Source organism: Candidatus Eremiobacterota bacterium (assembly GCA_031082125.1).
GTDB lineage: Bacteria > Vulcanimicrobiota > CADAWZ01 > CADAWZ01 > Ess09-12 > Ess09-12.
In genome coordinates, this window is sequence record JAVHLM010000033.1 from 14,640 (window position 1) to 28,021 (window position 13,382).

The following is a 13,382-nucleotide window of genomic DNA, read 5'->3' on the forward strand; positions in this document are numbered from 1 at the left end:
TGATTGTCCCGTGCTGTGCTCGAAATGCAAGGCCTCACTCGACGTGAAGCCCTCGCTTCCCTACGTTGAATGTTCCTCATGCGGCGCCCTGACAGCCCGTGCCCATCCTCTCCCGAAACCAGACAAGGTCCAGGTGTCCCTCACTCCCGAAGAGCTGAGACTGGTTATCGACTACAGGAGCCCCTGGAGCGGCGGAATATTGATTGCCTTGCTCATTTCAGGGGTAATCATTTTTACCTATATGTTCTTCAATGATCCCGAGACGAAGGGAATGGGAGCCCACCTCAGCGATTTCATGAGGGAGGAGCCTCTCCTCTTCCTGCTCCCCATGCTCTCATCCCTTGTCATGCCGCTTGCCATCTTCTATTTTGCCCTTACCCGCATGGTGAACAGGAATGTCATCACCGTCACCGCCACTCTCCTTACCCGCGCCACCACGCCTCTTCTCGGCCTGGACCGCCCCATGAGAGCAGCCCCTGGCGACATAGAAAGCCTTGAAGCGGAACATGTAAAGAATTACGGCTACCGCGCCAGGGCAGTCACCGTGCAAGGCAGGTCGCTCACTCTCTGGCCCACTGACACCAATCCCCTCATGGTCATCTACCTTGTGGAGAGAGTCCGGGAGTATCTCGATTATCTCAAGGACCGGGAGGGCAGCCCTTTCTATGAGGAATACTCCCAGGCCCTCGACAATGGCGACTGCGGTAAAATCCTTGCCATGCTCGACAAAAACCCCAGACTGGCAGGCATCCGCTCGGCAGGCGGGAAGCTTGCCCTCACGGTGGCCGCCTCGGGGGGGCACAGGGCCCTGGCGAAAATCGCCCTGGACCTTGGAGCCGATGTGAACGGCAGGGAGTGGAGAAGCCTCAGGACTGCCCTCCATTTCGCCTGCCACAGAGGTGACGGTGAGCTTGTGGACCTCCTGCTGGCTCACAGGGCGGAAGTGAACTGCATTGACAATGAGATGGCCACCGCGCTCCACCTGGCCCTGGCGGGCACTCACCGAAAGATTGCGGAAAAGCTCACCTCCCGCGGCGCCCAGGATATAATCGCTTACACTACCAAAGATCCAGGTTTTCCCTTTGCCAGACTGGCACCCTTGCTTGCCCTGCCGATCCTTTTCACTATAATCTTCACGCTTCAGATGAACAGCGTCCACATGGCGGCCAACAGGGGCGACCTGAAGAAAGTCCGGGCATATATCGATGCCAATCCCGGCCTCCTGAACGAGCCTTCCGCCAAGCTCCTCGAGACGCCGCTCCACGAGGCGGCAGGAATGGGCCGCCTGGAGGTGGTGAAATACCTCGTGGAAAAAGGAGCCGACTGCTCTCTGAAAGACAGTTCGGGCCATACCGCACTTGAGAAAGCGATCGACCGGGGCCACAACGATGTGGCGCTGTTCCTCATAGAGCATGCCGGCAGCGGGAAGAAAGGCATGGAAGGAACTCTGCTCCATCATGCCGCGTGGAACGGCAATATCGAGATGGCAAGGCTCCTGCTGGAAAAGGGCACCGAGGTCAACGGGCGTGACAAGGCAGGAAAGACTGCTCTTCATTATGCGATAAGCGCCGATTACCTGGACGTGGCGAAGCTGCTCATTGAAAAAGGCGCCGACGTCAACAGCCTCTCAGCAGGCAAAGAAAACGGAGCCAAGACTCCCCTTCATTCAGCCCGGAGCGACAAGGCAGTGAGGATACTGGTGAGAAAAGACGCCGATGTCAATGCAAAGGACAATGAAGGGAAGACGCCCCTGCACTATGCGGCGGAAGGTCACGGGAGCGCCGTCGAGGAGCTCATAGCGGGCGGCGCCGAGGTGAATGCAAGAGACAGTCTTGGAAAAACACCCCTTTACTATGCCAGGAATTACCGCTACTCCAAAAAATTCATCACCGAGCATGGCGGCAAGGAGTGACATGGTATAACTATCGATAAGTTAAAAAAACTTTTACAGATACTCTCCCTTTTTATTGCTATAATGGGCTGGAGAGGATATGAAATCTGTTCTGCCTGAGCGAGGTCCATGTACAACAACCCGGTCTCCCTTCCCCAGATGCCCTTCCCGGGGGCCTCTCTTTCGCTCCCTGTGGCCGATGCTCTTCCCGCTCCTGAAGGCACCTCCTCCGGGTCCTGTGACCGCGCCGAGATCGGCAAAGATCCAGGAAAGGCCGGGCAGGCGGAAAAGAAGCCCATGCTCCTCCTATGCTGCGACGCCCTAGAGAAAAAGCGCCTCCTCTCCTCCCTCGTCACCGATCACACCGGGAAAGCAGACGTCGAAGGCCTTATCTCTTCCCTGTCGTGCTTCCCCCTTTCCATGATAACAGAGGCAAAAGAGCACGGCCTCATTATCCACATCCTGAAGGACTCTCCCAAAGAGGGCGATATGAAGCCCACGGACCTCGGCTTCGGCCAGGATCTCGACAAAAACGGAAAAATCGAGGTGGGCAGGTGGATTGACCTCAACACGAATGGCACAGAAGATCCGGGAGAAAGGGAGGACCTCACTTCTGGAGGCTACTCCTGGAATGAGGTCATCGGGGCCTATGACACCATCAGCAACATCCTCTTCTACAAGGAGAGCGAGGTGAATTCAAAGAGCGACTTCCACAGCGCCATGATATTTCACGAGTTCTCCCACGCCGTCGATGACGCGATGAGAAACAGCGGGGAGGAAGCCGGAGAATGGTCTGGCACGGTGGATAAGAACTATGAAGCGGCCAGCGCCAATGAGTCAGGCCACGGGTTTGTTGACGGCTATGCCGCATCAGATAAGGGCGAATACCTTGCCCAGTCAATAGCTGCCTACCTCATCGACAAGGAAATCCCTGAAGATCCCTCTAATGACCACGTGAGCTACTTTGCCCCTGATAACCTCACGAAAGGCCATCTCAAGAGGAAAGATCCCGCCATGCATGACTTTCTTGAGGAGCGTTTCAGGTCCTGAGCTCCCCGCTCAGCAGGCAGCTACCATGTAATGGTCACTGCTTTCCCATATCTTTTCAGCCTTTTGAAATCCCGCACCGGTAAGAAACGATATGATTTCACCGGCCGTCAGGCGCTCGCTGCGGGGAGGGCCCTTGGATGATGGCGCATCGGGGTGCCAGTCAAGCACCGCCACCTTGCCGCCCGGCCTGGTTACGCGGCGGATTTCTGCTGCCATATCGGCGTGAGGAACGACCTCGTGAAAGATAAAGGATGCCCACACAAGGTCAACGGAGGCGTCGGGGAGGGTGATGAGGGGAAGCTCGCAGAGAAGGGGCTTCACCTGGGGCGGAGGGTTTTGTTCCGCGAGGCTTTCCAGCATCCTGCCGCTCACATCGAGGGCCCAGACAAGGCCCGTGGAGCCTGCGGCCTCGGCAAGGTGGAAGGTCCAGAACCCTGGGCCGCATCCAAGATCAAGGAGAGCCTGGCCGGGAAGGATGCCCATTTTCAGGAGAAAGGCGGGACGGTCCCACCGGGCTTCCCTCTCCTTGTCAAGCAAATTGGCCCATTGATCCTCATGAAAACGGCGGTCGTGGCAACTCATTTCTGCTCCTCGAAAAGTCATTTCCCCTTTTTTTAAAGATTTCCTTCATCATATCTTCACATTCAGGTGTTACATTATAGATGAAAGCAGGGGCACGGGAGGAGGAAAAGACGATGGATAAACTGCTGGAAATGATATGCAAAATGTTCGGGCCGCCGGAGTCGATGGATTCCTGCCCTGAAGAGTGGGACGTCATGAAGTAGAAAAGAGCTCAAGCCTCATCAGTTGAGGGCCTGGAGGGCAAGCTTCACCCACAGTGCCCTTCCCGGCTTTGCTGGAAAAAGCCTTCCCGCCTCCTTTCCTTCCCATGAGCGCATCAATTCAATGGATGAAGAAGCCTTTTCTTTCTCAGCCATAAGCAATGTGGCTAATATTCTTACCATGGCTGCGGGAAACCCGGCACGGGGCCAGAATTCATCGTGCCACACTGCAGGCCTTCCCAGGTGATCGCAGCTTGGAGGGATCATCACCTTTCCCCCATCGCTTCTCATTATAATGCCCGGTGTGAGTTCAAGTGAATGGCCAATGCCTTCGCATGTGATGCTTCTGCAGGAGTAAAGGTACGTCGAACGCCCGTCAGGTGCAGTGACAGAGGGAGTCCTTGGAATACCTTCCAGTGAGCCATCACGGAGAAGTGATGCAAGCTGCCCGCAGGCCCGGGCATCAACTTCCAGGGCAAGCATGTTAAAGGCCCTCCCTGTGCGGATATAAAGCACATCGAAGCCTTTCACGGAAGGTACCGCAGATACTCCTGAGCTCCCGGGGTTCTCATCATAAGGGCCCACGTAAGCAGAAAGTCCTCTCTCACTATATACAGGGATGTAGTCTTGAAGAAACACAGGTCACCGCCTATTCCTCAGGATGTTTGAAAAGCGAGGCATTGTCCTGGACCGACGACACCACAATGGCATTTCCCTCAAGAAACTCCCTCGCTTCCGCGCAGGGGGAAAAAGTTCCTAGGGGGAGGCCAAGAGCTTCAAAGAGCTTCCCCATTCTCCTCATTGTCTTGAGAGATGGAGAGCCGCACCGGACTTCCACGACGAAGGTGGCTATCCTGGAGATGGATGGCACCCCGCGCCAGTGCTCCTCCTGGCATCCCGAGATTTTGACTCCCTTTATGGGACAGAGGAACAAGGAGCGCAGCGTCGTTGAAATCTTCTCGCAGTGAAAGGGAAATTCCACAGGCAGGCAGTTGAGCACGAGGCCGCTCCTCCCATAGAGTCTTGCAAGGGTCTTCGCTTCCGCAGCACTCAGGAACTCGTCAAGGAAAAGCCAAACCATGGCACGCCTGTCGATGGAGAGGGCATCATATCCCAGAATGGCTCTGCCATATGGCAAGGGTGGCACGACCCGCCCCGAAAGAGTAACCCAGTGAAAAAAGTATTGCAGAGGTCCCTCGATGACATAGAAGGCGCGATAAAGTTCCAGCCTGCTCACGACAACCTCCTTCTCTTCAGCCTGCCCGGCCGCTCTCTTCCTCTCATATCACGTGCCCGGGAAGGCAGATTTTGCACTGCCACCTGATAGCCTTTTGAGAACCCCGCCCCGGTTGCCCCATTTATGCCGACATGACGATTATCCGCCACTTCCTGGATATCTTTCCTGATTTGATAGTACTACACTCCACTGACACATGAGTGTCAGTGACACGAAGTGAAGATGAGAAAATCCTCTCTATCACGCCGATTTTCAGTGGTATACCGGAGTGCATATGTATCCTTTTTGCACCATACTGCCTCCTGTTTCCCTATCCTGCAACGTTTTATATACTTACATGTCATCTTATGCTTCCAGCGACAGCGCAGCCGGGAAACAGCTGCATCCTGTGCCACTCAATTGATGGCCCTCCTGCCGGGAGGATATTGCCTCCGAGGAGGTAAATAGAGTGGAAATAAGGGGGGCACCATGCAGGTCGGCGATACCTTGAACAACCTCTACAAAGTAGAGAAAATCATTGGCATTGGCGCCTATGGTAAAGTGTACCTCGCCGAAGATCTCAGCTCACCGGAAAAAAAGGTGGCCATCAAGGAGATAATGGAGTGTGAGCTCTCGCCTGATGAGAGAAAAGACGCCGTGGAGTTATTCTGGCGGGAGGTGCAGATCCTCAAGGGCCTCCATCATGAGGGGCTCCCCATGGTCTATGATGCCTTATCATTACCAGATGCCACCTCTGGCGATGAATGCCACTACCTCATCATGGAATACATTGACGGCGAAACCCTCGAAGCCATCCAGAAAAGGAAAAACAAGCCATTCATATGCCGGGAGGTGACGGACTGGGCTCTCCAGCTCGCGGAAATACTGGAATACCTCCATTCCCGGAAACCTGATCCCCTCATTTTCAGGGACCTCAAGCCCTCGAACATCATGCTTGACAAGACAGGCAGAATAAGGCTCATTGACTTTGGCATCGCGCGGTTCTTTGCCCCAGGGAAGCTCAAGGATACCTATGCGATGGGGACACCGGGCTATTCCCCGCCCGAGCAGTACGGCTCCGGACAGTCCGACAGCCGGAGCGACGTTTACTCCTATGGCGTGACCCTTTACCGCCTTCTCTGCGACAAGGACCCCCTGCAGTTCACCTTCAAGCTTCCTCCCCTCGGGGCCCTCGCTCCCGAAGCGCCGCCATGGCTCGAATACATCGTGATGAAATGTGTTGCGGTGAACCCCGGTGACCGCTTCCAGACCTTCGCCGAGATTGCGGACCTTCTGAGGGAAGGCAGTACGGCGGTTTCCGGAGCCTCACCGGCAGGGACGGGAGCGCAGAAGCGGAGCATTGTTTCAATACTCATCGCCCCTGCCACGGGGCCGCAGCGATTATTCGTATGCATTGCCCTGCTTGTGCTCTCGGCAGGGGTTGCGAGGCTCGCTTTCTTTCTTGGCGAGAAGCAGAAGGGCGGCGAATGCCTTTTTTATCTCATAGGATTGGCATTGATCCTATGCTTCCTGTGGCACCTGGGGCATGTGGCGGGGTGCCGGATGACTCTCTTCGAGACGGTGCTGGGGCTCTTCATGCTTGCCTTCCTGGCCGCCATATTAGTGCCTGGAAACCTGCGGGCCGGTGCGCAGGGCAGGCTTACTCAATGCAAGGTGAACCTGAAAAATATCGGCACTGCCTTGGAGCTCTATTCCACGCATAACCAGGGAAGGTATCCTTCCTCGCTGGAAAAGGTGGTGCCTTCATATCTCGAGAGCATACCCACCTGCCCCGAAGCCCGCAAATCCACCTACTCTTACATGGTCACCGTTATCCCTGACAGCTATACAGTTTACTGCGATGGTGAGTATCATACCGGCGTGATGGGCCCGTCGAAGGCGAATTACCCCCAGTATGACGCCGTGCAGGGCCTTATTGATTAGTCCCACAGGCACAGCATAATGCCTTACCTTATTCCCTCCAAGAGAATACGATCATATCGGGTCATAATAAAATCCTTTGGACACTGCATTAAGGAGGGGCCGGCAGGGCCCGGTTTCGCATGGCATGGAATTTCTGCACACCTCTGAATAAGCCCTTCCAGCCCTTTTCCATGAATGATTCATACTGCAAAATTTTTCCTACGCCTTTCTCTTGCCCGCCTCCTTTGCCCTGCGGTAAGATGTCATTCTGCCCCGCTGGATTGCTTTATATGGCCTTTTTGCCGAAAAATCGCAAAAACCACCATCCAGGGGTTTGAGCACCAGTTTTTCGACAGCGTTCTATCCTTATTACTATAACGTTTTTTGATGCTATGCTCTTTGAAATTCTGCTTAATTTGAGGTATAATATATTTATAGATACATATGTTTCCATTTAAAAATATAATGAAAGGAGGATTATTGTGAATACTCTGGCTGGCGCTCACCTCATGGACGCCCCTCACCGGGAGGCTGCTCAGGCCACCCAGGTCGGGTTTGCTTCTCCCGCGGTGATCCGCGAGTATCCCGGCTACGAAGCCACCATGGAGGGCGGGCAGGTCTTCAAGGTTTGCCCCGGCCTCCCGCTGGTCACGTACGGCGCCGACGAGGTGCTCTCGCGCTCCAACTGCCGGCACATATTCCGCGATCTAGCCGGGGAGGTCCTGGACTGGAACCTCTGGTGCCTCTCACAGGCCGGAGTAAAGCTCGATCTTCTCATCGGAGAGGCTCTTCTCTCCCTCAACGTGAAGCTCGAAAAGCTCGGCTACGTGAGGGTTTCCGATTTTGTGCGTGAGGAGCTGGGGATCTCGTCCAGGAGCGGCTTTGAGCTGATGCGGAATGCGAAGGCCCTTCAGGAGCTCCCCCTCTTCAGGGAGGCTCTTGAAAAGGGGCTTCTGCGCAAGAGCGCGCTGCGATATCTCTTCCAGGTCGTGACGCCCGAGACCGAGGCGGAGTGGCTCCCAAAAGCCATGCAGTGCACCATAAGACAAATTGAAGAGGAGGTGAAGCGTTTTAAAGACGGGGAGGCCGGCACCAATTCCTTGGTCGCCGGGGATGACGACGAGGAGGACACAGGGAGCCTCGCGGTAAGCGCGCGGGTTCCTTTTTCCCTTGCCGCCAAGTGGGACCGGGCGCTGGAAGTGTTCCGCAGGATGGAGGAGGCGGATCTCCCTTCAGAGAGCTTCGTGGAGGCCCTTCTTGCGGAGTTCGCCGCTTCGTCGCCGCTCGAGGGTCTCGGGGCACAGTGTATAGGGAGCCTGGGCGCAGCTCTCTGCCACCCCACGGGGACAGCAGGCAGCGATGCAATCGATGCTCCCGGCACCATCGGGACAGAGAAGCAGGAGCTTCAGCGCCATTCCGGCATCGAGGAAAAAGCCCTTCTCGTGAGCGTCATGGCGAGGGCCCTGGCCTCACTCGATGACGATACCTGCCACTTTGGCGAGAAGGACAAGGAGCTTGCCCGCCAGGTCCACAAGGATCTTGAAGAGGTGTCGCACCTCTGGGATTACCTCCCCTGGAAGCCCGTCACGGTGGAGCTTCCTTCTGAGTTTCAGGCTCCCGGCGCCTCTTCGCCTTCTCCCGCCGATCCTTTCGAAACGGTCGCACGGCTTCGGAAGATGGCTTCGTTGCGCCACTCCCTCTCTTTCTACCAGGGGAGGCTCCTTCGCACTCTCAACAATTTCGGCCTCTACAAGGACATGCTCTTCCTCTCCCTGGGGCATTACACCAGGGAGCGCCTGGGAATGTCCCGCAGCGCCGCTTATTCCCTAATCTCATTAGAAAGGAGTTATCTGGAATATCCTGATATGCTGGACCTCGTGCAGGAGGGGAAGCTCAGCCCCGAGCAGGCGCGTCACCTTGCCAGGGTCTTCAATGAAGGGACCCGCGTCAAGGGGGCGTGGCTCTCCTACGCCCAGGAGGTTCCTGTGGCCACCCTGATGCAAGCTGTCGAGGGGTTCCTGCGCTTCGCGAAGAGGGCGGTCCACAAAAAGTGGGACATCGCGCCCGAGGCCTTCGAGGTAGCCGTCACAGGGAGGTCCGTCAAGAGGATTTCCCCTGCACTCTCTAATGTCACGGAACCCAGTGGGGATAAGGGTTTGGACGCTCCAGTCCAGATGTGTACACACGAGCCTGGAACCCCCTCCCAGGACGGGACCTTCCCCGTCATCTGGAAGGTCACCTGCGGTGGTGACCACCCTGAGCTCCCCGAGATTCTGTCGATCCTCTCGGGAGAGACCCCGAAAGAAGGGACCTTCGTATCAAACCCTCCGGACAGGGGTGACCTTATCCGCTTCTTTTTGAAACGGGACCTCATCACCCTCTGGAACCACGCCGTGAGGCTCTGGCAGGCTGCCAGGAGCACTCAGCTCCCCAAGGAGGCCCCCGGCTCTGCGGCACCAGATTCGTCGCTCCTTGCCCTTTTCCTGGAAGCCCTCCTCGACACCTTCCTCGCCGCCTGGGACCACCCCGAAAAAAGAGACCTTCACAGCCGCGTCCTTGCCCGGGACCACTACCAGTGCCAGGCCCCCGGCTGCCGGTGCCGGCGCAACCTCCATGCCCACCACATCAGGTACCGCTCCCACGGCGGCCCCACAACCGAAGCGAATCTCATCACCCTCTGCATGGCCCACCATCTGCGGTGCCTCCACGAGGGCCATCTCATCATCAGAGGCAGGGCGCCTCACGGCCTCACCTTCATCTTCAATCCCTCCAGAAGGGACTGAGATCGTTTCGCCTTGGACCGGGTAAAAAGAAAAGGGCCTCTGCGTTCCTGCCGCAGAAGCCCGGCACATGTATTTACCTGTTGAAGCTACTGGTTTGTGCTCTGCAGGTCATAATCACTTATTTCTCCTGCAATAGGCACAATCCCGGAGATGGACCCAAAAGTGTACCCCGTTTTCTGTGCCGTGAGACTGTAGGTCTGAGTGGTCGAGACTTTGTAGATGAAAGCGGAGCCTCCCTGAGTGGTGGATGTGCCGCTCCAGTCAAGGGTGGGAGGGGTGCCGCTGGTGACATAGGCCATTGCAGTGCCGCCGGGAGTGCAGATCACCACCGCTCCCTGGAGCATCTGGCTCTGAATGGTCCAGACATTGACCAGAAAATACCCGGAGCTCGCGTCATAGGGGTGGCTTGAGCCCATGAGGGTGTTCCAGTCGGTTATTTTACAGATGCTTGTGTACTGGCTTACATTTCCCTGGATGTTGAGATACTTGTTGAGGGGCACATAGCCGCTGCTGCTGAAGCGCAGGATGTAATCGCCTGCAGTGATATTCGAGAAGCTGAAGTTTCCACTGCTGTCGGTGGTAGTGCTTACCTGGGAGGAACCGCCGTTTACGGTGAGCGTGACACTGGCCCCTGATATGGCAGTCCCGGTCATCACATCCTTGAGATTTCCGGAAACATTGTTACCGCTGGAGCCCCCTGAAGCGTAAAGCTCATACATTGATATCTCCCCGGCAGTTGAGACTGCGCCGCCCACCTGCGTGGTGTAGCCGCTCCCTGTACCGGTGAGGGTGTAGGAGCTTCCCGGCGTCACCTTGTAGAACATGCCGTTTCCGTTCGACATCGTTGACGTGGCGGTGAAGTTCATGGTCCCCATCTGGTTCGTGGCATTGTTCATATATGCTAATGCTGTATACGTTGACGGCGACAGGCTGAAGGTGATACCCTGGAGACCGCCGGATCCTGAAGAGGTGCCGACCCAGAAGGCAATATAGCCAGAGCTGGCGTCATAGGGATGAGAGGTATCACCCATAAGAGTATTCCAGTCACTGAGTTTCACGAGGCTGTTATTTACCGTCTTGTTCGCTGAGAGACTAATATAATAGTTCATGGTGACATATTGAGAGGAGGTGACCCGCATTACATAGTTCCCTGCCGGATTGGCGGGGAAACTGAAGTTCCCGTTCGAGTCAGTGCTGGTTCCGCCTGAGCTGGACTGTCCCGTGAGGGTAATTGAAGCACCTGAGATCGCTGAGGTCGTCATGAGATCCCTGATTGATCCTGAAATGGTGTAGCCCGATGAGCTCCCGCCCACCGTGTAGCTGTAGCCGCTGCTCGCACCGTTCTGGTTTGAGAACACCACCACCGAGACACTGCCCGATATTCCTGTCGGGATGGCGCACGTGACCTGCGTTCCCCCGGAGAAGGTGGCAGTGTACTGGCTCATTGATCCGAAGGTCACGTAGCCCGAGGTGCCAAAATTAGTGCCGCTTATGGTGATGGTCCCTCCGGCAGACTGGCCCGATGGAGAAATACCGCTGATGGCCGGCGTCACTGTCGGCTGGGTGGGGGTAACATTGGATGATGCTGACGAGGACGAGCTTGAGCTTGATGAAGAGCCGTCAACAACTTTCACCACGTTGATCGTATAGGTGATCCCGTTTACCACGGTGCTGGGTATGATAAACACTATGGCGGTATCGCTCCAGCTCACTATGTTGGAATCAGGTACTTTCAAGGGAGTGCTGGCGTTATTCGGGAACAGTTCAATGTAGCTCGCGTAGGTTGTCCTGGTCCCCGTGTTGGTGGCACCGAAGCCCGTGCCGGCAAGTGAGCAGGAGGCGCCCGCTGCCACGCTCTGGCCTGCAAGGGAGCAGGAGGTGATAGTAGGTGTCGTGGTATTGCTACCAGGGTTATAGGTGGTTCCGCTGCTCGATCCCCCGCACCCCTGCAGTATGAAGGCGCAGGCCACCAGAATAATAAGTATGACTCCCGTTTTTTTCATTGAAACATCTCCTTTGATAAAGTATTAAAACCTTTGAGGAAAACACCCGTGGAAAACCTCTCCGGGCCCCACCCCCTCTCCCATTTCCGCTGGAAGCAGGATATAAAAGATAAGCTCTTATTCAGGCAGGTGCATTACGAGAAGATTATTGCAGTCAGGGCAAAAAAGAGGCAAGACAAGTTCTATATCTGTTCAGGATCGCAAAATATGTACAGGATAGGAATTCTCCATTTCCCCGCCTGCTCCTCTCAGGGAGAGAGGAGCAGCGTGCCTGTTGAATCTCTATAAAAACGAGAGAGAGCCCATTCTCAAGGCCCTCTCTCTTTCTTCACTTCTTCAGTGACACTTCGTCACTTTCTCCCGAATCTTCACCAGTCCATCTCACCGGCCTTCCCGGGGGTTTACCGTGTGCCCTGCCAGTAGATGTTCATCGGGGGGCAGATGCTCTGCTGCTGGTTCACATAGGAGGGGCTGAAGATGCTCCTCTGCTGGTTGGCATAGCCAGGGTCCAGGATGCTTTTGGGCTGCACATTCGTGTTCGCCATGCCCTGGGCATTGTAGTTCTTGAAATAGTACTGCTGGTACTCGGGATTCCAGTAATAGTAGTAGTTGCCGTATCCCGGAGTGGATGCGCGGCTGGCCAGCACCACGGTGGCATCGCCGGTTTCAACCTTCTGAGCTGCCGGGAAGCCGTGGCCGGAGGTGCCCTGTCCATCTGAGAACCCGTAGCCCGATGCCTTGGAAGGCTCGAAGCCGTAATCTGCATAACATGGCGCGGTAACAAGCAGCAGCAGTGCCATCGCGGCCATCACCTGGTAGAATCTCTTGTCGTTTTTCATTTTCTTGTCCCCACCTTCATCGTTATTTTTTGGGGTTATCCCCTCTCATATAGTAACACCTGAATGTGAAGCATCGGTGAAGGAAATGTGAAGATTCGGTGAAGAGAATTTTCAGAATCGACGGGGAACTAAAAAAGACGCCGGCTATGAGCCTGCGCCTTTAAAAGTCCGTGAAAACTGCTCTCTTACTGGGGCTTCTTGTCCACAGCAGCGGCGGCTGCAGCGGGCTGCTCATTCCCGGCGCCCTGGGCGCCTTTGCCCTGGCTTTCCTTCTCCCAGGCCTGGAGGAGCTGGGTCCCCTTCTCCTTGAACTTGGCCTGCAGATCGGCAGGGAACCTGGTCTCGTTCATAAGGGAGGTGGCTACCTGTATATGGGGAGGCATGCTGCCTGCCGCCTGCTTCCCGCCGCCCTGAGCGCCCTGGCCCTCACCGGTATTTGCTTCCCTTACCTTGTCGAAGTGCTCTTCCATAATAGGCTTGGCACCATAATTTTCCTTGGCCTCCTTGATGACCTCGAAAAACTCATCCTGGGCCTTCTTGAGGGAGACCTCGCCGGTTTTTTCCGTCTTGCCGGCCTCCTTGGCCTCGTCGCTCTTCAAGTCCTGGAACATCTTGGGGTTGTAAAGGCCCATATCCTTGCCTTCATCAGCCGCGAAGCGGTCGCCCGGTTCTGCCGGAGCCTGGGCCTCAGCGCCCTTCTTCTCCCCTGCTGCTCCCAGCTCTTTTCCATAAACCCCGCTTATATAATTTGTTCCCTGAAGGCCTGTCCTTATCTCATCTATCATTTTGCCACCTCTTTCTTCTGGCTTCCGGCATTTTTTGCGTTAAGTCCTTATCAAGACAAAAAGCCCCCCCGTAAACATTCCAAATGCTAACAGATTGCAACATATGTGAA

Annotated in this window: 10 protein-coding genes; 4 read left to right on the forward strand and 6 right to left on the reverse strand. The window is 55.7% G+C overall.

Going from position 1 to position 13,382, the window contains the following annotated elements:
* Nucleotides 1–10: 10 nt before the first annotated feature.
* Nucleotides 11–1,912 carry an ankyrin repeat domain-containing protein gene (locus RDV48_26330; protein MDQ7826348.1) on the forward strand — a complete coding sequence of 634 codons (1,902 nt, stop codon included), beginning with the start codon at nt 11–13 and terminating at the stop codon, nt 1,910–1,912.
* 108 nt (nt 1,913–2,020) lie between these two features.
* Complete coding sequence (locus RDV48_26335) at nt 2,021–2,941, forward strand: hypothetical protein (GenBank protein ID MDQ7826349.1); 921 nt, start codon at nt 2,021–2,023, stop codon at nt 2,939–2,941.
* Between the two features lie 9 nt (nt 2,942–2,950).
* Here RDV48_26335 and RDV48_26340 read toward each other — a convergent pair whose 3' ends face one another.
* The 3 genes from RDV48_26340 to RDV48_26350 all read right to left on the reverse strand — a co-directional run bounded on the left by RDV48_26340 (nt 2,951) and on the right by RDV48_26350 (nt 4,960).
* A complete protein-coding gene (locus RDV48_26340; GenBank protein MDQ7826350.1) occupies nt 2,951–3,523 on the reverse strand; it encodes a methyltransferase domain-containing protein in 573 nt (190 codons plus the stop codon).
* A 221-nt stretch (nt 3,524–3,744) separates the two neighbouring features.
* Nucleotides 3,745–4,362, reverse strand: coding sequence for a bifunctional DNA primase/polymerase (locus RDV48_26345; protein ID MDQ7826351.1), 618 nt, complete (start codon nt 4,360–4,362; stop codon nt 3,745–3,747).
* A 10-nt stretch (nt 4,363–4,372) separates the two neighbouring features.
* Nucleotides 4,373–4,960 (reverse strand): hypothetical protein, encoded by a 588-nt coding sequence (locus tag RDV48_26350; protein ID MDQ7826352.1) that lies wholly within the window; start codon nt 4,958–4,960, stop codon nt 4,373–4,375.
* A gap of 468 nt (nt 4,961–5,428) precedes the next feature.
* Here RDV48_26350 and RDV48_26355 point away from each other — a divergent pair, with 468 nt between their 5' ends.
* Both RDV48_26355 and RDV48_26360 read left to right on the forward strand, forming a co-directional pair.
* Nucleotides 5,429–6,883: a serine/threonine-protein kinase gene (locus RDV48_26355; GenBank protein ID MDQ7826353.1), complete on the forward strand. Its 1,455-nt coding sequence runs from the start codon at nt 5,429–5,431 to the stop codon at nt 6,881–6,883.
* A 461-nt stretch (nt 6,884–7,344) separates the two neighbouring features.
* Nucleotides 7,345–9,645 carry an HNH endonuclease signature motif containing protein gene (locus RDV48_26360; protein MDQ7826354.1) on the forward strand — a complete coding sequence of 767 codons (2,301 nt, stop codon included), beginning with the start codon at nt 7,345–7,347 and terminating at the stop codon, nt 9,643–9,645.
* 86 nt (nt 9,646–9,731) lie between these two features.
* Here RDV48_26360 and RDV48_26365 read toward each other — a convergent pair whose 3' ends face one another.
* From RDV48_26365 to RDV48_26375, 3 genes are all read right to left on the reverse strand, one after another.
* Nucleotides 9,732–11,648, reverse strand: coding sequence for a carboxypeptidase regulatory-like domain-containing protein (locus RDV48_26365; protein ID MDQ7826355.1), 1,917 nt, complete (start codon nt 11,646–11,648; stop codon nt 9,732–9,734).
* A 401-nt stretch (nt 11,649–12,049) separates the two neighbouring features.
* The gene (locus RDV48_26370; protein MDQ7826356.1) at nt 12,050–12,487 is read right to left on the reverse strand and encodes a hypothetical protein; all 438 of its coding nucleotides are present in this window, start codon (nt 12,485–12,487) and stop codon (nt 12,050–12,052) included.
* A 185-nt stretch (nt 12,488–12,672) separates the two neighbouring features.
* Complete coding sequence (locus RDV48_26375) at nt 12,673–13,272, reverse strand: hypothetical protein (protein ID MDQ7826357.1); 600 nt, start codon at nt 13,270–13,272, stop codon at nt 12,673–12,675.
* Between the last annotated feature and the right edge of the window lie 110 nt (nt 13,273–13,382).

What these genes read in the sequence shown, in the direction of transcription:
- RDV48_26335 (MDQ7826349.1), top strand. Translation starts at nt 2,021, where the DNA reads ATGTACAACAACCCGGTCTCCCTTCCCCAGATGCCCTTCCCGGGGGCC.
- RDV48_26340 (MDQ7826350.1), bottom strand. Translation starts at nt 3,523, where the DNA reads ATGAGTTGCCACGACCGCCGTTTTCATGAGGATCAATGGGCCAATTTG.
- RDV48_26355 (MDQ7826353.1), top strand. Translation starts at nt 5,429, where the DNA reads ATGCAGGTCGGCGATACCTTGAACAACCTCTACAAAGTAGAGAAAATC.
- RDV48_26365 (MDQ7826355.1), bottom strand. Translation starts at nt 11,648, where the DNA reads ATGAAAAAAACGGGAGTCATACTTATTATTCTGGTGGCCTGCGCCTTC.
- RDV48_26370 (MDQ7826356.1), bottom strand. Translation starts at nt 12,487, where the DNA reads ATGAAAAACGACAAGAGATTCTACCAGGTGATGGCCGCGATGGCACTG.
- RDV48_26375 (MDQ7826357.1), bottom strand. Translation starts at nt 13,272, where the DNA reads ATGATAGATGAGATAAGGACAGGCCTTCAGGGAACAAATTATATAAGC.